Source organism: Sandarakinorhabdus sp. AAP62 (assembly GCF_000331225.1).
Lineage (GTDB): Bacteria > Pseudomonadota > Alphaproteobacteria > Sphingomonadales > Sphingomonadaceae > Sandarakinorhabdus.
Window position 1 is genome coordinate 79,883 of sequence record NZ_ANFY01000007.1, and the last position, 18,252, is coordinate 98,134.

The 18,252-nt window shown below is 65.4% G+C and carries 15 protein-coding genes and 2 tRNA genes; 7 read left to right on the forward strand and 10 right to left on the reverse strand.

Annotated features, from left to right (window positions below; genetic code table 11):
- Positions 1-70 precede the first annotated feature (70 nt).
- Positions 71-147 (forward strand) — tRNA-Arg (locus D619_RS0106875).
- A gap of 134 nt (positions 148-281) precedes the next feature.
- Here the strand turns inward: D619_RS0106875 and D619_RS0106880 are convergent.
- Positions 282-356: transfer RNA gene (locus D619_RS0106880), tRNA-Val, on the reverse strand.
- A 122-nt stretch (positions 357-478) separates the two neighbouring features.
- Here D619_RS0106880 and D619_RS15940 point away from each other — a divergent pair.
- The gene (locus D619_RS15940; RefSeq protein ID WP_017667839.1) at positions 479-1,366 is read left to right on the forward strand and encodes an N-formylglutamate amidohydrolase; all 888 of its coding nucleotides are present in this window, start codon (positions 479-481) and stop codon (positions 1,364-1,366) included.
- A gap of 216 nt (positions 1,367-1,582) precedes the next feature.
- On the opposite strand, the gene D619_RS0106890 is transcribed toward D619_RS15940, so the two are convergent.
- The 3 genes from D619_RS0106890 to D619_RS0106900 form a co-directional block, all read right to left on the reverse strand.
- A complete protein-coding gene (locus tag D619_RS0106890; protein WP_017667840.1) occupies positions 1,583-3,691 on the reverse strand; it encodes a TonB-dependent receptor in 2,109 nt (702 codons plus the stop codon).
- A gap of 136 nt (positions 3,692-3,827) precedes the next feature.
- Positions 3,828-4,586, reverse strand: coding sequence for a SapC family protein (locus tag D619_RS0106895; RefSeq protein ID WP_017667841.1), 759 nt, complete (start codon positions 4,584-4,586; stop codon positions 3,828-3,830).
- Positions 4,587-4,690: 104 nt separating this feature from the next.
- Positions 4,691-6,097: an FAD-binding oxidoreductase gene (locus D619_RS0106900; protein ID WP_017667842.1), complete on the reverse strand. Its 1,407-nt coding sequence runs from the start codon at positions 6,095-6,097 to the stop codon at positions 4,691-4,693.
- A 202-nt stretch (positions 6,098-6,299) separates the two neighbouring features.
- Between D619_RS0106900 and D619_RS17210 the strand changes: the two genes are divergently transcribed.
- The 4 genes from D619_RS17210 to D619_RS0106920 all read left to right on the forward strand — a co-directional run bounded on the left by D619_RS17210 (position 6,300) and on the right by D619_RS0106920 (position 12,541).
- The gene (locus D619_RS17210; RefSeq protein WP_017667843.1) at positions 6,300-6,758 is read left to right on the forward strand and encodes a DUF6491 family protein; all 459 of its coding nucleotides are present in this window, start codon (positions 6,300-6,302) and stop codon (positions 6,756-6,758) included.
- A 227-nt stretch (positions 6,759-6,985) separates the two neighbouring features.
- The gene (locus tag D619_RS0106910) at positions 6,986-9,889 is read left to right on the forward strand and encodes a TonB-dependent receptor (protein ID WP_017667844.1); all 2,904 of its coding nucleotides are present in this window, start codon (positions 6,986-6,988) and stop codon (positions 9,887-9,889) included.
- A 169-nt stretch (positions 9,890-10,058) separates the two neighbouring features.
- Positions 10,059-11,684, forward strand: coding sequence for a DEAD/DEAH box helicase (locus D619_RS0106915; RefSeq protein WP_081587107.1), 1,626 nt, complete (start codon positions 10,059-10,061; stop codon positions 11,682-11,684).
- Between the two features lie 68 nt (positions 11,685-11,752).
- Complete coding sequence (locus tag D619_RS0106920) at positions 11,753-12,541, forward strand: FkbM family methyltransferase (protein WP_017667846.1); 789 nt, start codon at positions 11,753-11,755, stop codon at positions 12,539-12,541.
- A gap of 90 nt (positions 12,542-12,631) precedes the next feature.
- Here the strand turns inward: D619_RS0106920 and D619_RS15950 are convergent, their stop codons facing one another.
- Genes D619_RS15950 through D619_RS0106945 form a run of 5 tightly spaced genes read right to left on the reverse strand, consistent with a single transcriptional unit; the run spans position 12,632 to position 16,455 of the window.
- Positions 12,632-13,843: a hypothetical protein gene (locus tag D619_RS15950; protein WP_017667847.1), complete on the reverse strand. Its 1,212-nt coding sequence runs from the start codon at positions 13,841-13,843 to the stop codon at positions 12,632-12,634.
- The gene (locus D619_RS0106930) at positions 13,840-14,763 is read right to left on the reverse strand and encodes a sterol desaturase family protein (protein WP_020480417.1); all 924 of its coding nucleotides are present in this window, start codon (positions 14,761-14,763) and stop codon (positions 13,840-13,842) included. Before D619_RS0106930 ends, D619_RS15950 begins: the two co-directional genes overlap by 4 nt.
- 2 nt (positions 14,764-14,765) lie before the next feature.
- Positions 14,766-15,140, reverse strand: a complete 375-nt coding sequence (locus D619_RS0106935) for a hypothetical protein (RefSeq protein WP_152417356.1) — start codon at positions 15,138-15,140, stop codon at positions 14,766-14,768.
- A gap of 8 nt (positions 15,141-15,148) precedes the next feature.
- The gene (locus D619_RS0106940) at positions 15,149-15,568 is read right to left on the reverse strand and encodes a TIGR01244 family sulfur transferase (RefSeq protein WP_017667850.1); all 420 of its coding nucleotides are present in this window, start codon (positions 15,566-15,568) and stop codon (positions 15,149-15,151) included.
- Positions 15,569-15,600: 32 nt separating this feature from the next.
- The gene (locus D619_RS0106945) at positions 15,601-16,455 is read right to left on the reverse strand and encodes a pirin family protein (RefSeq protein ID WP_017667851.1); all 855 of its coding nucleotides are present in this window, start codon (positions 16,453-16,455) and stop codon (positions 15,601-15,603) included.
- 91 nt (positions 16,456-16,546) lie between these two features.
- Here D619_RS0106945 and D619_RS0106950 point away from each other — a divergent pair, with 91 nt between their 5' ends.
- Positions 16,547-17,395, forward strand: coding sequence for an SDR family NAD(P)-dependent oxidoreductase (locus tag D619_RS0106950; protein WP_017667852.1), 849 nt, complete (start codon positions 16,547-16,549; stop codon positions 17,393-17,395).
- 6 nt (positions 17,396-17,401) lie between these two features.
- Here D619_RS0106950 and D619_RS0106955 read toward each other — a convergent pair whose 3' ends face one another.
- Positions 17,402-18,247: a TauD/TfdA family dioxygenase gene (locus D619_RS0106955; RefSeq protein ID WP_017667853.1), complete on the reverse strand. Its 846-nt coding sequence runs from the start codon at positions 18,245-18,247 to the stop codon at positions 17,402-17,404.
- Positions 18,248-18,252 lie beyond the last annotated feature (5 nt).

Consider the following 18,252-nt stretch of genomic DNA (forward strand, 5'->3'; position numbering starts at 1 on the left):
TTGCCTAAAGCGGCAAGGAAGAGGTTGCAATGCCTGGGCAGCGCCGCTATCAGGCCGGCCTTCAAGGTGCGCGCCCGTAGCTCAGCTGGATAGAGCATCAGACTACGAATCTGAGGGTCGGACGTTCGAATCGTTCCGGGCGCGCCAATTTCCCCCATCGGGGCACGAATGACCGGGTATTTCAGCCCGGTTTTTTGTGCCTGGCTTGCGCTGCGGCCGGCGGGCACACGCAATCGGCCAGCGCGGCATAACCGGCTGGGAATATTCGATTATCGGGAAAATGGTGGACGCGGCAGGGATTGAACCTGCGACCCCTGCGATGTCAACACAGTGCTCTACCACTGAGCTACGCGTCCACGGGAAGGCGCCTGTTAGTGGCATCGGCCCCAGTTGGCAAGTGCTGCCGACGCGCAGCCACGACTTTGGCGCGTCATTTGTCGCCTTGGCAGCCTTGCCCGCACGTGCTTGTGCTGGCGACATGCGATTTTCCGCTTCTGCAGCCGGGCAACCGGTCTGGACCCTAACCGGCGATGCCGATGGCCGCTGGCCGCTGCTGCTCACTTCGCCGCACAGTGGCCGACACTATCCGCCGGCCCTGCTGGCCGCGTCGCGCCTGCCGCTGGCACAGTTGCGCCGGGCCGAAGATGCGTTTGTCGATGCCCTGCTGGATGGCATCGCCGGCGTGCCCGTGCTGGCTGCCACCCATGCCCGCAGCTGGCTTGATCTCAATCGCCGGGCCGATGAACTGGATCCAGCGATGTTTGATGCGCCGCTCGCCGTTCCGGTGGTCACCACGGAGCGCGTGGCAGCCGGGCTGGGCGTCATCCCGCGATTGGCGGGCCATGGCCTTGATATCTATGCCCGGGCGTTACCCGCGGCCGAGGCAGCGGCGCGGCTGACCCGGCTGCATGCGCCCTGGCATGCCGAAGTGAACCGCATCCTGGCCGCTGCCGGCGCGAGCCACGGTGCGGCGCTGCTGATCGATTGCCATTCGATGCCATCCCCCAGTGGACCGCGGCCACCGCAGATCGTGCTGGGCGATTGCCACGGCACCAGCGCCCACCCCGCCATCGTGCAGGCGATCGAGGATCATTTCGGCCGGGCAGGCTGGCGCGTGGCGCGCAACGCTCCCTATGCCGGCGGCTACACCACCCGCCATCACGGCCAGCCCGGCGCCGGCATCCACGCCGTGCAGATCGAAATTGATCGCGCCCTGTATCTTGATGGCCATCGCCTCGCCCTGCATGCCGGCGCCAGCAAGGTGCGCGCCGCAATGACCGGACTGGTGCAGCAACTGGTTGCCGACTGGCCGCGCCTGATCGGCCAGCCGCATTCAGGCCAGCCCTGGGCCGAAGCGGCCGAATAAAAAGAACGAATGACGAAAAGGCCGCGCTGGGGGGGCAACCAGCGCGGCCTGATCGGAACCTGTCGTGCGTTCACGAGGGGGGTCCACGAAGGTGGCAGGCCCAAAGAGGCCGAGGCCACTGGCGACCGCCGCGAGAGGGGGGGTGCGGTGCCGCCGTACCCATGATCTGGGGTGCGGCCGGCGGCTTTCAAGAGCCGCCAGCCACATTTTTGCACGTCAGAACGCGACGCGCAGCGACACCCTTATGTCGCGGCCAAACAGCGGCGCCACGTCTTTCAGGAAGCTGCTATGGCGGCGGGCTTCGACATCGAAGATGTTGTTGGCCTGCACCATCAGCGTGGTCGGCGCATCGACGCCGAAAGGCTTCCACGACAGGCTGGCATTGACCAGGCTGAAGGCAGCGGTGCGGGTTTCAAAGCCGGCGATGCGATCCTGCGCGGTGACATGTTCGATTTCCACGCGGCCGCCAACCACGCCGCCGCTGGCTTCAATCCCGCCGATCATGCGCAGCGGCGGAATACGCGGCACGGCGCCGCCTCCGGCCAGGATGGTGGCACGGGTGTAATCGAGCAGGCCGGTGACATCGATGCGCGTGGCACCCAGTTGCGCCACCTTCACACCGGCTTCCACTTCCACGCCCCAGAAACTGGCATCGGCCTGATTATACTGGAACACCGGCAGTTCATCTTCTTCGACGCCGGTGGGATCGAGGAAGATATAATTGTCGAAGCGGTTGACGAAGGCCGACAGTTCCAGCCGCCAGCCGGCACCGCGGCCGCGCAGCACGGCTTCAGCGCCAAGCTGGCGTTCGGTGCGGAAATTGGGGTTGCCGATTTCAAAGGCGCGCGTGGCGGCGTGGGCGCCGTTGGCGAACAATTCCTCGGCCGATGGCGCGCGTTCGGTGCGGGCACCGCTCAGCGCCAGGCGGAATCCGCTGCCCAGATCGACCGAGCCGCCCACCGAGAAGGAGAGCGAATTGAACGTGCGCTCGCGGCCGACCTGCGCTGATTTCACATTGGCATGTTCATAGCGGCCGCCACCTTCCAGCCGCACCGCGCCCAGATCGAATTCCTGCAGGGTGAAGATGCCGAACTGACGGGTTTCGTTGGCCGGGATATAGGCTTCCTCGCCCACGGCGCGGAAGTTGCGGCTGAAATATTGCACGCCCGTCGCGCCCTGCCAGCCATCCTTCTCGGCCTGCACCAACTCCAGGCGGGCTTCCCAGCTCTTGTTGAAGAAGCTGGTGCCGATCTCGCCATTATCCTCGATTTCATCGTGACGATAATCGGCCCAGCCGGCGCGCACGCGCACTTCCTTGAAGGCGCCGGCCAGCGGCACGGCCCCGCGCACATCAACGCGGGTCTGGCGCATGTCGAGCGTGATGTCCTCGTGGGCGTGCTCCTCGCCCTCGTGCTCCTCGCCCTCATGCTCGCCTTCGTGCTCTTTCCCTTCATGTTCGTCGTGGCCAAGTTCGAGCCCGTTGGGGATCCCATAGCGATTTTGCAGATGGCTCACCGCCACGCCGAAATTGGCGCCATTCTCGCCGATCCAGGCGATGCTGCCGGCCACATCCCATGTGCGCGCGGCCGTATTCTCCAGCCGGCCGCGCTTTTGCGCCTCTTCGGCCACTTCGCCGGCTTCCTCGGCGGCTTCTTCACGCAGAGCTTCGGCGAAAACAAAGCCACCGGTACGGTAATTGTCCGATTCAAAGAAGCTGCCATCCACATGCGCGACGAAGCCACCGCCCAACGGCATGTTGAGCGCAGCGGCGATGTTGCGCTCGCGCGCGGCGGTGCCGATCCCGGCATTGGCATCGACATGCGGGCCGTCGGGCACTTCGCGCGGGATGCGCAGATCGCGCATGTTCACCACGCCGCCGATGGCGCCCGAACCGAACAGCAGCGCCGCCGGGCCGCGCAGGATCTCGATGCGGTCAGCCAACAGCGGATTGGCAGCCACGGCATGATCCACCGAGGTGTTGGACACGTCGAAGCTGCCGATGCCATCGGTGAGCACGCGCACGCGTTCGGCATCGAGGCCGCGCAGGATCGGGCGCGAGGCGTTGGGACCGAAGAAGGTGGACGACACGCCGGGCTGGCGCGCGAGGGTTTCACCGATGGTGGAGCGCAACTGGCGTTGCAGATCATCGCCCTGCAACACCGAAACGGCCGTCGCCACCAGCTTGCGATCGCGGGCATAAGGGGCAGACACGATGATTTCAGGATCGATCGAGCCATGCTGGTCATCATTGGGGGCCGCATCTTCGGCCAGCACGGGAGCGGCAGACAACAGCAGCAGGGCTGCAAGCGACAGACGCTTCGACATCGGTTCACCTATGACAGATTGGAGACAGGCCGCTCCGATATGATGATACGATGTAACACGTCAAGGCCCGTTTGACCGACATGAAAAAAGGGGCGGTGGCCAGGCCACCGCCCCTTCAATCGGCATTCAACCAGAATCAGGCTGCCTTGGCAGACGTCGCGGCGAACTGACGTTCGAACAGCGGGCTGATCAGCGACAGGCTGAACAGATGGGCATAGATCAGGCCCATCAGGCCGGATTGCACCATCTTGCGGGCTTGATCGCCGCGCAGATTCTGCAGCTTCTGTTCGTCGACCATGCGGAAACCGCGATACACGGCCGGCTGGCTGAGGCCTTCGCGCTGGATGGTGACTTCGCCGTCCATCAGCAGATCGAGCTTGCCCAGTTCTTCCATGAAGCCACGGGTGCGCATCACGGCCTGTTCGAACTGTTCGCAGAACTGCAGGATGGCCTTGGTGGTGTCGGTCGGATCGGTGCCGGCGAACAGCTTTTCACCTTCATTGTCGACCACGATGCCGGCGGTATCGTCAAAGCACAGCGACAGTTCCTGCGCTTCCGGGGTCAGCCGGGCCAGCATGAACGGATAGCGGCGCACGAAGGCGGGCACATAGGCATTGGCTTCCCACTGGTCATCGGCGCCCAGATAAAGATTCTCGCCTTCCTGCAGGCCAACCAGCGCCAGCGGCGCAGGATTGTCGCCCACGCCGAACACGATCGGATAGTTGCGCTGCACCAGCGGGAATTCGTCCACGGTCACCGGAATAGCGTGGGTGCCACGGGTGAAGCCCAGATCGCCGCGCGGCTTCAGGCCATGGTTGGGGTGCAGCTGCGACGACAGCGGCGCCAGGCCGTTGTAGAACAGGGGAAGCTGGTTGGCAGGAGGCTGGCTGGCCATGGGATTTCGCGTGCTTTCGTGACTGGAGTGAAGAATTGCTGCGCTTTCCTAAAGCGGAGATGACGCTTTCGCAAGGCTGCGCTGCGACACCATGTCCGGCCGTCTCAATAGAGCTTGCCCGGGTTCATGATGCCGCCAGGATCAAGGGCCTGCTTCACCGCCCGCATTGCCGCCAGTCGCGCCGGATCGCCCAGCCGGGCGAGATCTTCGCGCTTCATCACCCCGATGCCATGTTCGGCCGAGATGGAGCCGCCCGCCGCGACCACCATCTCGTGAACACGGGCGGTAATCGAACCGCGATGCTCTGCAATCCACGCAGCAGCAGCATCGCCTGCTGGCGCACGCACATTGAAGTGCAGATTACCGTCGCCCAGATGTCCGAAGGCAAGGAGCCGGGCACCGGGAAACTCCCGTTCAATCGCTGCCGCCGCCGCTTCGGCGAAATCCGCCATCGCTGAAACGGGCACGGCGATATCATGATGCACGGCCGGGCCATCGCGGCGTTCGGCCAGCGGCAGTTCCTCGCGCCGGCGCCACAGGGCTGCGGCCTGCGCGTCGGATTGGGCAATCACGGCATCATCGGCGTCTGCCAGACCCTCTGCCAGCACCTCGTCGAGCGGCAGCGGCCCGGCCAGTTCGACAAGGCACTGCCAGGCGTGGCGGCTCGCCAGCGGCGGCGCCAGGCCAAGATGGGTGGTAACCAGATCAACACCATCGGCGGGGATCAGCTCGAAGCTTTCGACCTGCCCGCCGCTCAACTGGCGCAGACGAGCCAGCAGAGCCAGCGCGCGTTGCGGCCGGTCCACCCCGGCCCAGGCGACAGCCCGCCAGGCCGGCACCGGCACCAGTTTCAGCGCGACGGCGGTGATGAAGCCCAATGTGCCTTCAGCGCCAATCAGCAGCTGCTTGATATCAAGGCCCGTATTGTCCTTGGCCAGGCCCTGCAGCTGGTGCAGCACGCTGCCATCCGGCAACACCGCCTCCAGCCCCGCCACCAGCGCCCGCATCGTGCCATGGCGCAGCACCTGCACACCCCCGGCATTGGTTGCCGCCAGCCCACCCACCGTTGCCGAACCCTTGGCCCCCAGTGACAGCGGGAAGGCCAGGCCTTGTTCCGCAGCGGAGGCGTGGACATCGGCCAGGATGACGCCGGCTTCAGCCACCAGCAATTGCCCGGGAACATCAACCTGCCGGATGCGATTCATGCGCGCACAACTGACCAGCACCGCAGAGCCATCAGCCGGCGGGATACCGCCGCCCACCAGCCCGGTGTTGCCACCCTGCGGCACCAGCCCAATCCGATGCAGCGCCGCCGCCTTCACGATGGCCTGCAAGGTTGGCACGTCGCGCGGCAGCAGCAGCAAGGGGGTCGCGCCCTGGTAACGCCCGCGCCAATCCACCAGCTTCGGGCCAATCAGATCGACATCCGTGCTCCAGTCGCTGCCTGCCGCCGCCTTCAGGGCGGCCAGGCCTGCCGCGCTGGGCGGCGGTGGAAGGGCAAGATTGGTCATCGTCCTTCCCTACCGGTTTTTCGGCCATAGCTGAACCCGCAGCTTGCAGCCGATATTCAGCCATGGTTCAAGCGGCGCTGGGCAGTTCGATTGCGATTGAAGGGGCTGCGGGGGCGGCCATCCGATCGCGCGGCAAGCCGCACCCGCCGCAGCGGCGCCAAGAGGGGAACAGGCAGGATTGTCGGCATTTCGGTCTGGCGTGATGGCAGTGGCGGCAATGCTGGTGCTGACGGCCGCCCCGGCGCTGGCACAGGCGCCGGCACCGGCCCGCCGCGCCCAGCCGCCGGAACCCCAAAGCTTTGATGGCCAATCATGGCGGCGTGTGCCGGTGCGGCCGGGCGGTGGCCAGACCTTGCTGCGGCCCACTCCGCCCAAGGCCGGCCGCAACCGCTGCATCGCCATCAATGCCATTGCCGGCGCCCAGCTTTATGGTGACCGCACCATCGAACTGACCATGCGCGGCGGTCGGCGCTGGCAATTGCACCTGGCCCAGGAATGCCCGGGGCTCAGCTTCTATCAGGGCTTTTATTATCAGCAGAAACAGGCTGGCCAGTTGTGCGCCGGCCGCGATGCCATTGGCGCGCGCTCCGGCGGCGAGTGTGCCATTGCCTCGATCGTGCCGGTCGTCCCGCCGGCCCGCAAGGCGCGCCGCCGACGCTGATTCCCGCACCTGCGGCGTCCAAACTGTTGCATGACAGACACAGACAAGCCGCCGCACGCCAGCCGTACAGGCCAAACCCCGTGCCACACTGGACAAAATCCCTGTGGCCTGTCCAAACTGATGATTGCGGCATGGCATCCACACGGGCGTCATGCAGGGGCACAGGATCCGGCCAACAGAGCCAAGAACAAGATCCGGCTGTTTTGGGTTTTTGGGGAGGACGTCATATGAAGATCACGCTTGGAATCCGTGCCGGCCTGGTGGCCAGCGCTTCGCTCATCGGGTTGGCTGCCTTGCCGGCATTCGCGCAGACCGCGCAGGCCGATGAAGACACCGGCATCGCCGAAATCGTGGTGACCGCGCAGCGCACGGCGCAGAGCCTGCAGGACGTGCCGATCGCGGTGACCGCCTTTGACGCCGGCGCCCTGCAGCGCCAGCAGATCAACAACCCGCTCGATATCCAGCTGACCCTGCCCAACATCACCTTCACCAAGGGCAATTTCACCGGTTCCAGCTTCACCATCCGCGGCATCGGCGATCTGTGCGTGGGCGTGACCTGCGATTCAGCCACCGCCATCCACTCTGAAGGCATGCCGCTGTTCGCCACCCGCCTGTTCGAAGCCGAATTCTTCGATCTGGAGCGCGTTGAAGTGCTGCGCGGCCCGCAGGGCACGCTGTTCGGCCGCAATGCCACCGGCGGCGTGGTCAACTTCGTCAACGCCAAGCCGCGGATGGACGCCATCCATGCCGCCGGCGAAATCGAATATGGCAATTTCGATTCGCTGCGCCTGAAGGGCATGTTCAACCTGCCCATCACCGACAATCTGGCGATCCGCGTGGCCGGCACCTATCTGCGCCGCGACGGTTTCAGCACCAACGTGTTCAACAACACCCGCATCGATGGCCGCGACCTTTATGCCATCCGCGGCAGCATCCGCTGGGAACCGACGGAAAACACCACCATCGATGCGATGGCCTATTATTTCCGCGAAAAGGATGATCGCAACCGCAACCAGAAGCAGCTGTGCCAGACCGATCCGACGGGCGTTCTGGGTTGCCTGCCCGGCCGCCGCGATCCCGGCTTCATCAACGCCAATTCCACCTTCGTCGGCACGCTGGCCAGCCGTGAATTCCTGACCACCCAGGGCGGCGCCGCCTTTGGTGCGCTAGGCCTCGGCAGCCTGTATGATCGCGATCCCTACAATTATGCCGGCCACACCAACCCGACCGATGTGCGCCAGATTCGTACCGACTACACGCCGAAGTATTTCGCTGAAGAAGAGCAGTACATGCTGCGCATCCAGCATGACTTCGGCAGCATCAAGGCGCAGGTGACGGGCATGTACCAGCGCAATGCGGTGGACAGCTCGGTCGATTATAACCAGAGCGTGTTCAATCCAGCGGTGGCCTCGGCTGCCCTGGCCACGGCCCGCGCTTTCTCGGCTGCCATCCCGGGCCTGACCAACGTCGTCAATGCGGTCAGCAATGGCTCCCAGTTCTGCACCTCGCAACCGGTGGAAAACGGTCTGGGGGCTTATGGCGGGTTCCGCGATTGCTTCTCCACTCCGCAGGATTTCGACCGGTCCAATCAGATCGTGCGCGGCAAGACGCTGGAAGCCATTGTCAGCTCGCAGTTTGATGGCAAGTTCAACTTCCTGGTCGGCGGCATCTATGTGAACACCGTGCTGCCGGAGAACAGCTACTATGTGAACAGCTGGGGCATCGACTACCTGGTCGGCGTGCTTGGCGCGGCCAACGGCGGCTATCTGGGCACGCCATTCTTCCGCAACAACACGGCCCGTTTCACGCTGGAAAGCTATGGCGTGTTCGGGGAAGCCTATTACAACATCTCCGACAGCCTGAAGCTCACCGCTGGTCTGCGCTACAACCACGATGACAAATATGTCCGCGCCCGTTCCACGCTGGCCAGCTTCTTCGTGCCATTCGGCCAGACCGGCAACGCCTTCAACGCGCCAGCGTCCCGCGGGTTTGACGGCGATCCCAACCGTGCCGGTGTCCAGCCCTTCTCGGTGCGTGAAGTCAGCTTCAACGAAATGACCGGCCGTGTCGTGCTCGACTGGAAGATCACCGAAGACAATCTACTCTATGCTTCGTACTCGCGCGGCTACAAGTCGGGCGGCATCAACCCGCCGCTGCAGCCGATCTTCGCCGTGCCGGATACGTTCACGCCGGAATTCGTGGATGCGTTTGAAATCGGTTCCAAGAACAGCTTCCTCGATGGCAAGCTGCGCGCCAACATCACGGCCTTCTATTACAAGTACAAGGCCCTGCAGCTGTCGCGCATCACCGCACGCACCTCGGTGAACGACAACGTTGACGCCAATGTCTACGGTATCGAAGGCGAATTCATCCTGTCTCCGACCCGCAACCTGCTGATCAACCTGAATGCGTCGTACCTGAAGACCAAGGTTTCGAGCGACAAGTTCCTGGCCAACCCGCGTGATCCGTCGGGCGGCCGCAGCGATGCGGTGATCATCAAGGACATCACCAACGGCTCCAACTGCGCTGTCGTCAACAACGGCGCTGGCGGCCAAGCTGCCACGTCGGCGTTCGTCACCAACGTCAACAACGCCATCAACGCCGGAGCCATCCCCGGTCTGCAGGCTGGCGCTGGTCTGCGTGGTCCGACCGCCTTCCCGACCGACAGCGGCCTGAACGGTGCCACCGGGGCCTTCGGTATCTGCGCCGTGGCGCAGGCATTGAGCGCCGGAACCCAGTTCCAGATGCTGCCGGAAGGCGTGCTGTCCAACCTGCGGGGCAACGAACTGCCGCAGGCGCCGCAGTACAAATTCTCGGCGGGCGTCCAGTACACGTTTGAACTTGGCGACATGACCTTCGTGCCGCGTGTCGATCTTGCCCATACCGGCGAAAGCTTCGGCAATATCTTCAATGGCGCGATCAACCGCGTCCCGTCGTTCACCGTGATCAACGCCCAGGCGACGTTCAACGGCCCGGATGACAAATGGTATGTCCGCGCCTTCGTCCAGAACCTGACCAACAACAACGCGGTCACAGGCCTGTATGTAACCGACCAGTCGTCAGGCCTGTTCACCAACGTCTTCACGCTGGAACCCCGGCGTTATGGCGTGGCCGCAGGCTTCCGCTTCTGATCTGAAGCGTCTGCATCAAGCCTCGGGCGGGGCGGCTGGCAACAGCCGCCCCGCTTTGCATTCCGGGCCAGCACACCGGGACCCACCATTGACTTTTGCGGCCCTACCCCGCATGGGCGCAGCCAAGGGCAATACCGGGCTGATCGCGGCCCCCATTCACAGGATCACGATGAGCTTTTCCGACCTGGGCCTTTCCGATGCCCTGCTGCGCGCCGTTGCAGACAGCGGCTATGACACGCCCACGCCGATCCAGCGCCAGGCCATCCCTTCGGTGCTGATGGGCAAGGATATCATCGCCATCGCCCAGACCGGCACCGGCAAGACCGCCAGCTTCGTGCTGCCAATGATCGACATCCTCGCCGAAGGCCGCAGCCGCGCCCTGATGCCCCGCAGCCTGATCCTGGAGCCGACCCGCGAACTGGCGCAGCAGGTCGCCGAAAATTTCGACAAATATGGCAAGAACCACAAGCTTTCGATGGCGCTGCTGATCGGCGGCGTTTCGATGGGCGATCAGCTAGCCGCGCTGGAAAAGGGCGTCGATGTGCTGATCGCCACGCCGGGCCGGCTGATGGATCTGTTCGCCCGCGGCAAGATATTGCTGTCTGGCTGCGCCATGCTGGTGATCGACGAAGCCGATCGCATGCTCGACATGGGTTTCATCCCCGATATCGAAACCATCTGTTCCAAGCTGCCCAAATCGCGGCAGACGCTGCTGTTTTCCGCCACCATGCCGCCGCCGATCAAGAAGCTGGCCGACCAGTTCATGGATGCGCCGAAGAGCATCGAGGTGGCGCGCGCGGCCAGCACCAACACCAATATCACCCAGTGGATCGTCGAGACCAGCAATCGCGACAAGAAGGATCTGGTGCGTTCGATCCTGGCCCAGGACGAGGTGAAGACCGCCATCATCTTCTGCAACAAGAAGACGATGGTGCGCGATCTGGCCGACGTGCTGAAGCGCGCCCGCTTGGCCGTGGGCCAGATCCATGGCGACATGGAGCAGAGCGACCGCATCCGCGAGCTCGATCGCTTCAAACAGGGCGACATCACCATCCTCGTCGCCTCTGACGTGGCCGCCCGCGGGCTGGATGTGCCAGGCGTTTCCCACGTGATCAATTTCGACATGCCGTGGCACCCGGATGATTATGTGCATCGCATCGGCCGCACGGGCCGTGCCGGCCGCAGCGGCACGGCGATCAGCTTTGCCACGCCAGAAGATGCCGAAAATCTTTCCAACATCGAGAAGCTGACCCGGCAGAAGATTCCGCGCTGGACGGACGGCACCGCAACCCCGGTGCAGGCCGCAGCGCCAATCGCAGCCGAAACAGACGAAGCGCGCAGCGGCGACGGCACGGGCGACCGGCGCCGAGCCCGCAAGCCGCGACGGGAAAAGGCGCCGGCCGAAACCGCGGTTGTCGCCGCCGCCATTGATGAGCCCGTGGCAGCGCCTGAGGCCGAACCAGGACCGCGATCGGATCGCCGCCGCCGCGACGAGCGCGCCCCGCGTGAAGCAAGGCCGCCGCGCGACGCCCGGCCAGCCGCCGAGGCGCCGGCACCCCGCGAAGCCCGTCCGCCGCGCCCCGAACGTGCGCCCCGTGCGGAGCGTGCCCCGCGCGGTGACAAGCCTCGCGCCGTTCGTCAGGCCGCCGCGGGTGATCCGCTCGCCAGCTATCGTGCCATTGCCCTTGCGCCACCGCCGCGCCGGGGCAACGACGATGACGGTGAGCGCTTCACCGGCTTTGGCCCGGAAGGTGTCCCCGGATTCCTGTCGCGGCCGATCCGCAGCGAGAACTGATCGGCCACACGGCTTGCCTTTGCCCGGCCCGCTGATAGGTTGCCGGCAGGATATCAGAGGGCGTTATCGTGTCGGGTGAATGGTTTGCGCGCTATGTGAAGGCCCCGCGCCATCCGGGCAAAGGTCGCGTGATCCGCACGCTGCTGCGCTTGGCTGATGGCCGCCGCCTGCCTTCCGTCTATGGTCCGCTGATGACGGTGCGCAGCCACGATGCCACCAACCGCTTTGCCCTGCTCGGCACGCTGGCCGAAGATTATCGCGACGTCCACGCCCAGATCATGGCGATGCAGCCGGGCGAATGCTTCATCGATATCGGCGCAAATCTTGGCCTGTTCACCATGGTTGCCAGCCGTCACCTCGGGCCCGAAGGCCGCGTGGTCGCCTTTGAACCCAACCAGAAGACCTTTGCCGATCTCGCCGGCAACCTCGCCGCCAACAATTGCACCAATGTTGTTACCGTGTGCGCCGGCGTGTCCAACACCACGGCGCGCGTTGCCTTCGATCCCGGGCCGGCCGGCCATAGCGGCGTTGCGCACATCAGTGAAAGCGGCAGCAGCGCCATCATGGTACTGGGCAGCCAACAGGTTGCCGATCTGATCCTGAATGTCGCCGCCGGCCGCCGCATCACCATCAAGATCGATGTGGAAGGCCACGAGAACCAGGTCATCGAAGCGTTGATGCCGCTGCTTGGCTCGCCACAAGTGGTCAAGATGGTCGTCGAAGTCGATCCCGACAATCTTGCCCAACACGGCACCACCCGCGAGACACTATTTGCTCGGCTGGCCGAAAAGGGGTTGAGCCCCAGCGTGAACGAGGCCACGCGCAAGCATTACAACGAAGTGTTCGTGCGGGGCTGACGCGGAAAATCAAGCCTCCGGCGGGCAGGGGCCGAGCCCCGGCTCACGTCACGCGGGACTTGATCGGCAGCGGAGGCCTTCTTCCATACCTCAGAACGCTCCGCCGGCTTCCTTCCACTGCTCCACTTCCCACGCCAACCGCGCCGGTGGCCCTAGCACGGCGCTGACCGGGCGGCGCAGCGCGGCGCCGGCGGGGGTATCGGCCACGCCCAGGCGGAAGGCAAAGCTCGGCCGCCAGGCGGGATCGCCGAGCAGGGCGTCGGCGGCGCGGGCGAAGCGAGGGGCGCTCCGCAACTGCGCTTCGCGGTCGATCATTTCGGGCAATTGGTTGAGCGGCTGTGCCACCAGGCCCGCGGCCGTGGCATTGAGATGGATGCGCTGCCAGGCGCTGCCGACCAGCAGGGCAGAGCGGCGGTCGTGCGGCTGCGGGGTGAGGATCAGGCCGAACACGGACGCCGTGGGCAGATGCGTGTCGCGGGTGGATGCCAGCCAATATTTGCCTTCGTCGGCAGCCGATTGCGGCGGCAGCATCGCGCCGGCCACAGCCAGCCAGGGCGAAACGCCGGAGGTGGCGAGGGTGAGGCCATCCATCAGTCGTTTGGCGTCGCTGTGGCTGTGGCGGAACCAGCGGTGACTGTCAGCCATCATGACGGCATCGCCGGTTATGGCGACAGTGGCATCATCGGTGAGCGCGGCAAAGCGCTGACCCATGGGCGTGCCTGCGCCGAACAGCACCAGCTTGACGCCCGGGAAGGCGGGGAAGGCCTGCACGGCGGCGAGTTTCGCGTCGGCCACCGGCCCGCCGCGCCAGGCGCCGCGGTGCGTGTGGCGGCGGGCGATGAACGGCAGCAGCGGATGCGGCGGCGGGCCGCTGTTGTCGGGGCCAAGGATGAGGCGGGCGACATGGGCCGGATTCTGCGGATCGGGCAGCAGCCGCACGCGGGCGGCACGGCCCAGGGCGGTCGTCGCCAGCGCCATGTTGTGGATGGCGCCGCCAAGGCCAGCGAGGCGCTCGCGCCCGAACGGATCCATGGTGCCCAGGTTGCGGCCCGGCACTTCGAAGATATCGACCCCGAAGCGGCCAATGGCAAAGGCCCAGGGCTGGGTATTGTGCGGGCTGGAGGCGAGCACGGCGGCACCGACCAGCTTCAGCGGGCCGCGCTGACGCTGGCTGGCCCATTCGTCCCACGCATGCAGCGCCGGGCTGTCGCCGCCCAGCAGGCCCTGTTGCCAGGCCCGCGCGCCCAGCCCGGCCACAACCAACCCGCCGGTGCCCATCAACAGCTGGCGGCGGCCAATCATTCGGCGGGAACGGCCGTGGCCGGCGGCGAAAGCTGCGCACTGGCCTGCGCCTGCCAGTGCGCGCGCAGGGCATCGGCCGTTTCGCCCGAAAGCGCGCCGGGCGGCCCGAAGGTCGCCGCCCAGGCCGCTTTCAGGCTGCGGGCACGGGCCAGATCGCGCGCGATGCCAACCCATTCGTGCACCGCCACCCACAGCGGGTTGAATGTTCCCAGGTTGCGGATGATGCCATAGCGCGGCGGCTCATCGGCGCGCTCGGCTTCGAACGTGCCGAACATCTTGTCCCATACGATGAACACGCCGGCATAATTCCGATCCAGATAGCGCGGGTTGGTGCCGTGGTGGACCCGGTGGTGCGACGGCGTATTCATCACCGCTTCGAACCAGCGCGGCATCTTCCCGATCACTTCGGTGTGGATCCAGAATTGATAGACAAGGTTGAGGCCGCCGCAGAAGGCCACCAGCTCCAGCGGGAAACCGACGAAAAACAGCGGCAGCTTGATCAGGAAGGTGAGGCCGAACAGCCCGGTCCACGTCTGCCGCAGCGCCGTCGAGAGATTATAATGCTGCGAGCTATGGTGGATGACATGCGCCGCCCAGGCCCAACGGATGCGGTGGCCGGCACGATGGATCCAGTAATAGGCCAGATCATCGACAATGAAGCACAGGGCAAAGCTCCACCAGGTGACCGGAATATCCAGCAGGCGGTGCTGCCACAGCCACAGCGCAATGCCCGTCACGCTGCCGGCGAGCAGTGCGCCACTGATGGTGTTCCCCAGGCCCATGGCCAGGCTGGTGCCGGTGTCGCGCCAGTCGTAATCGCCACGCCAGCCCATGCGCACCGCCACCAGCTCGACGAAGATGGCGATGACGAACATCGGGATGGCGACGGCGACCGGATCGACCGCCATGACATCCTGCATCGTCACAGCCGGCTGGCCCAGTGCAATGCCGCGGCCTCACCCAGATCGAGCGCGGTTTCCGGGAACATGGCCTCATCAGGCCGTACGCGCAGCAGGCCGCCGGCACGGGCGACGATTGGCGCCTTCAGCGGCCGCACCACGAATTTGTCGCCAAAGGGCCGCACCAGCGCGACACGACCATCCTGCCCGGCCACCAGCGCACCGCTGCCATCACGGCTGAGCGCGGTTTCGATCGCCCGAAAGCCCGGCAAGGCCTCAGCGACCAGGCGTGCCGCCAGCGCGGCATCGGCCAGCACTGGCCGGCGCGCGAACCCCATGATCCAGGTGAGCAACACCAGCACGGCGACGCCGATGCCGGAAAACAGCAACAGGCCCATGCGGTCCATCAGCGGGCAGCCAGCTGTTTCAGCAACGGCAGCAGCCCGGCGACATTATAGCCGCCCTGGCTGGCCGCCGCGATGATCGCCTGGGGATCACTGCCGTGTTTGGCGGCCGCCAACGCCCACAGATTGCAGCTGCGCGTGCCCGACCGGCAAAAGGCCAAAAGCGGGCCCTTTGCGAAGGCCGCCGTCATCGCTTCGACCTGATCGAGGTTGAAGCCGGTGTGATCGATGGGAATGGCGACATAATCCAGCCCCGCCGCCTGCGCCGCCGCCGCGATCTCGGCGCCGGGCGGCTGATCAAAACTCTCGCCATCGGGCCGGTTGTTGACAATGCAACGAAAACCCTGCGCGGCGGCCAGCGCCACATCTTCGGGGGCGATCTGCGGCGCCACGGAGACGCCTTCGGTGATGCGAATGAACATGACCGCAAGACTAGGCCGTGCGGCGGTGGGGCTCAATAGGGGATGAACGCGGGGTCTCCGGGCACCATGGCAAAGCGGCCCTCGCGCCAATCCTGCACGGCTTGCGCAATGCGGGCGGGATCATGCGAAACGAAATTCCATTCAAGCTGGCGCGGTTCGGGATAAGGCGCACCGCCCAACAGCATCAGCAGGCTGTCGGCCGTGGCCCGCAACTCGCCGTCACCATCGTCCAGCACCGCCAGCGTGCCGCGCGCGACGGACTGGCCATCTACCTGCACGGCGCCATCAACGAGATAGACCCCGCGCTCGCCCCACTGCGCCGGCAGCGCCAGCCGCGTGCCGGCTTCGATCCGCACTTCGGCATAGATGATCGGGTGCGGGAACGGCGTTGGCGCGGTGAGGCCCCACATCGTGCCGGCAATCACCACGGCCTGCACACCCTCCGCCTCATGCCAGGGCATGGCATCAGCCGGATAATGATCGAAGGCCGGATCACATTCCTCATGGCTCACCGGCAGCGCCACCCAGGCCTGGATGCCGTGCATGTGGTGGCCGGAGGCCCGCTGGGCCGGCGGCGTGCGTTCGGAATGCACGATGCCGCGCCCAGCGGTCATCCAGTTCACCGCACCGGGGTGGATGTCGATCAGCGTGCCGAGGCTATCCGCATGGCCCAGAGCGCCGGCAAACAGCCAGGTGATGGTGGCCAGGCCAATGTGCGGATGCGGGCGCACATCGATGCCCTCACCGGGCGCGAAATCCGCCGGGCCCATTTCATCGAGGAACACGAATGGCCCCAGGCTGCGCCGCCCCGGATACGGCAGCACCCGCGCCACCGAAAAGCCGCCGAGATCGCGCATGCGGCCGGGGATGGTTTCGGCGATCGGCATGATAGTCCTCCGGTGAGGCTACGCCCCTGCTTGTGACAGTTGGCGCGCAGTGCCTCTGGCCTATTCTGACTGCCAGCAAGGAGCAAGCAACATGCAGAATTTGGCGGGCAAGGTGGCCTTTGTCACGGGCGCGGCATCGGGCATCGGGCTCGGCATTGCCGAAGCGTTGGCGCAGGCTGGCGTGAAGGTGATGATGGCCGATATCGAGCAGGACGCGCTTGACGCGCAAGTGGCGCGGCTGGCGGCGACCAATGCCGATGTGGCGGGCGTTCGCGCCGATGTGTCGTTGAAGGAAGAACTGCAAAAGGCCGCCGATGCCACCATCGAACGCTTCGGCAAGGTGCATATCCTCGTCAACAATGCCGGCGTGGGCGGCGGCGGCACCTATGGCGAATGGAGCGATGCCAGCTGGGAATGGGTGATCGGCGTCAACCTGATGAGCGTGGTGTGGGGCATCGAGATTTTCGGGCCCTTGATGGAATCGCATGGCGAAGGTGGCCAGATCGTCTCCACCGCGTCGATGGCCGGGCTCGTGGCGGCGGTGGCGCCAGGTTACAATGTCACCAAATATGGCGTGGTGGCGCTTTCGGAAGGGCTGCGGCCAACGCTGGCCACGAAGGGTATTGGCGTGTCGGTGCTCTGCCCGGGCTTCATTCGCACCCGCATCATGGAATCGGCCCGCGCCATCCCCGAGCGCCTTGTGGGCCAGATCGCCCTGCCCGATCCCTCCGCGCTGCCGAACGAATTTGCCGTGATGGCCACCCAAGCCATCCAGAACGGCATCGATCCGCTCTATGTTGGCGAGCTGGTGGTGGAAGGCATCGAGGGCGATTGGCCCTACATCTTCACCGACACCCAGTTCGAAGGCGGCGTCGATCTGCGCTTTGCCGCGATCAAGGCCGGTTTCGACAAGATCAGGGGGCGCACACCGCGCCATTGATAGGCATCATGCCGCTGCGATCGTCGTGCGGTGCAGCAGCCTCGCGTGGCCCTGGTAACCACCGGTGGCCGCGTGCAGCACCGATCGATTGTCCCACATCACCAGCATGTTCGGCTGCCAGCGGTGGCGATACTGGAATTGGTCCTGCCCCTGCCAGTGATAGAGTTCCACCAGCAGTGGCAGCGCCTCTTCCTCGCTCATGCCTTCAAAGCCGATGATATAGCCCAGGCAGCCGAAGAGGCCTTCGCGGCCAGTTTCGGGATGGCGGCGGATGAAGGGATGCGTTTGCGTGGCGCGGGCGGTTTCCGAAGGGCGGATATCCATGCTGCGGCCCCCAGGTCCTTTGGGGTCGCCGTCACCATAGAAGCCTTCGGGGGCATAGGCTTTCTGCGCCGAATGAATGGCAGTCAGCCCTTCGATCCGCGCGCGCAACTCGGCCGACATCGCGTCCAGCGCCAGATGCTGATTGGCAAACAGCGTGTCGCCGCCCATCGGCGGGATAGTGATGCCATAAAGGCAGGTGCCGGCCGGCGGGCGGGCCTGAAAGCTCCAATCCGTGTGCCAGGTTTCGGCAAAGATCGGCGCGGTTTCATCTGCGGCCCGCGCCACGGCGATGATGTGCTGGCGGCCAGCGATGGGCGCGATGAACGGATCGTCGCCAAAGCCGCCCATGGCCAGCGTGAACCGTTCCAGATCGTCGTCGCTCAGCCGCTGATCGGGGAAGGCCAGCACGTGATGCTGCAACCAGGCCGCGCGGATGGCCGCAACGTCGTCGGGCGCCAACGCGCCGGCCAGATCAACCCCCGTCACCACCGCACCACAGGCTTGTCCCGTTGGCTCGATCCGCATCATCCCCT

Coding starts and splice junctions, on each gene's coding strand:
- D619_RS15940 (WP_017667839.1), top strand. CDS start 479: ATGCGATTTTCCGCTTCTGCAGCCGGGCAACCGGTCTGGACCCTAACC.
- D619_RS0106890 (WP_017667840.1), bottom strand. CDS start 3,691: ATGTCGAAGCGTCTGTCGCTTGCAGCCCTGCTGCTGTTGTCTGCCGCT.
- D619_RS0106895 (WP_017667841.1), bottom strand. CDS start 4,586: ATGGCCAGCCAGCCTCCTGCCAACCAGCTTCCCCTGTTCTACAACGGC.
- D619_RS0106900 (WP_017667842.1), bottom strand. CDS start 6,097: ATGACCAATCTTGCCCTTCCACCGCCGCCCAGCGCGGCAGGCCTGGCC.
- D619_RS17210 (WP_017667843.1), top strand. CDS start 6,300: ATGGCAGTGGCGGCAATGCTGGTGCTGACGGCCGCCCCGGCGCTGGCA.
- D619_RS0106910 (WP_017667844.1), top strand. CDS start 6,986: ATGAAGATCACGCTTGGAATCCGTGCCGGCCTGGTGGCCAGCGCTTCG.
- D619_RS0106915 (WP_081587107.1), top strand. CDS start 10,059: ATGAGCTTTTCCGACCTGGGCCTTTCCGATGCCCTGCTGCGCGCCGTT.
- D619_RS15950 (WP_017667847.1), bottom strand. CDS start 13,843: ATGATTGGCCGCCGCCAGCTGTTGATGGGCACCGGCGGGTTGGTTGTG.
- D619_RS0106930 (WP_020480417.1), bottom strand. CDS start 14,763: ATGCAGGATGTCATGGCGGTCGATCCGGTCGCCGTCGCCATCCCGATG.
- D619_RS0106935 (WP_152417356.1), bottom strand. CDS start 15,140: ATGGGCCTGTTGCTGTTTTCCGGCATCGGCGTCGCCGTGCTGGTGTTG.
- D619_RS0106940 (WP_017667850.1), bottom strand. CDS start 15,568: ATGTTCATTCGCATCACCGAAGGCGTCTCCGTGGCGCCGCAGATCGCC.
- D619_RS0106945 (WP_017667851.1), bottom strand. CDS start 16,455: ATGCCGATCGCCGAAACCATCCCCGGCCGCATGCGCGATCTCGGCGGC.
- D619_RS0106950 (WP_017667852.1), top strand. CDS start 16,547: ATGCAGAATTTGGCGGGCAAGGTGGCCTTTGTCACGGGCGCGGCATCG.
- D619_RS0106955 (WP_017667853.1), bottom strand. CDS start 18,247: ATGATGCGGATCGAGCCAACGGGACAAGCCTGTGGTGCGGTGGTGACG.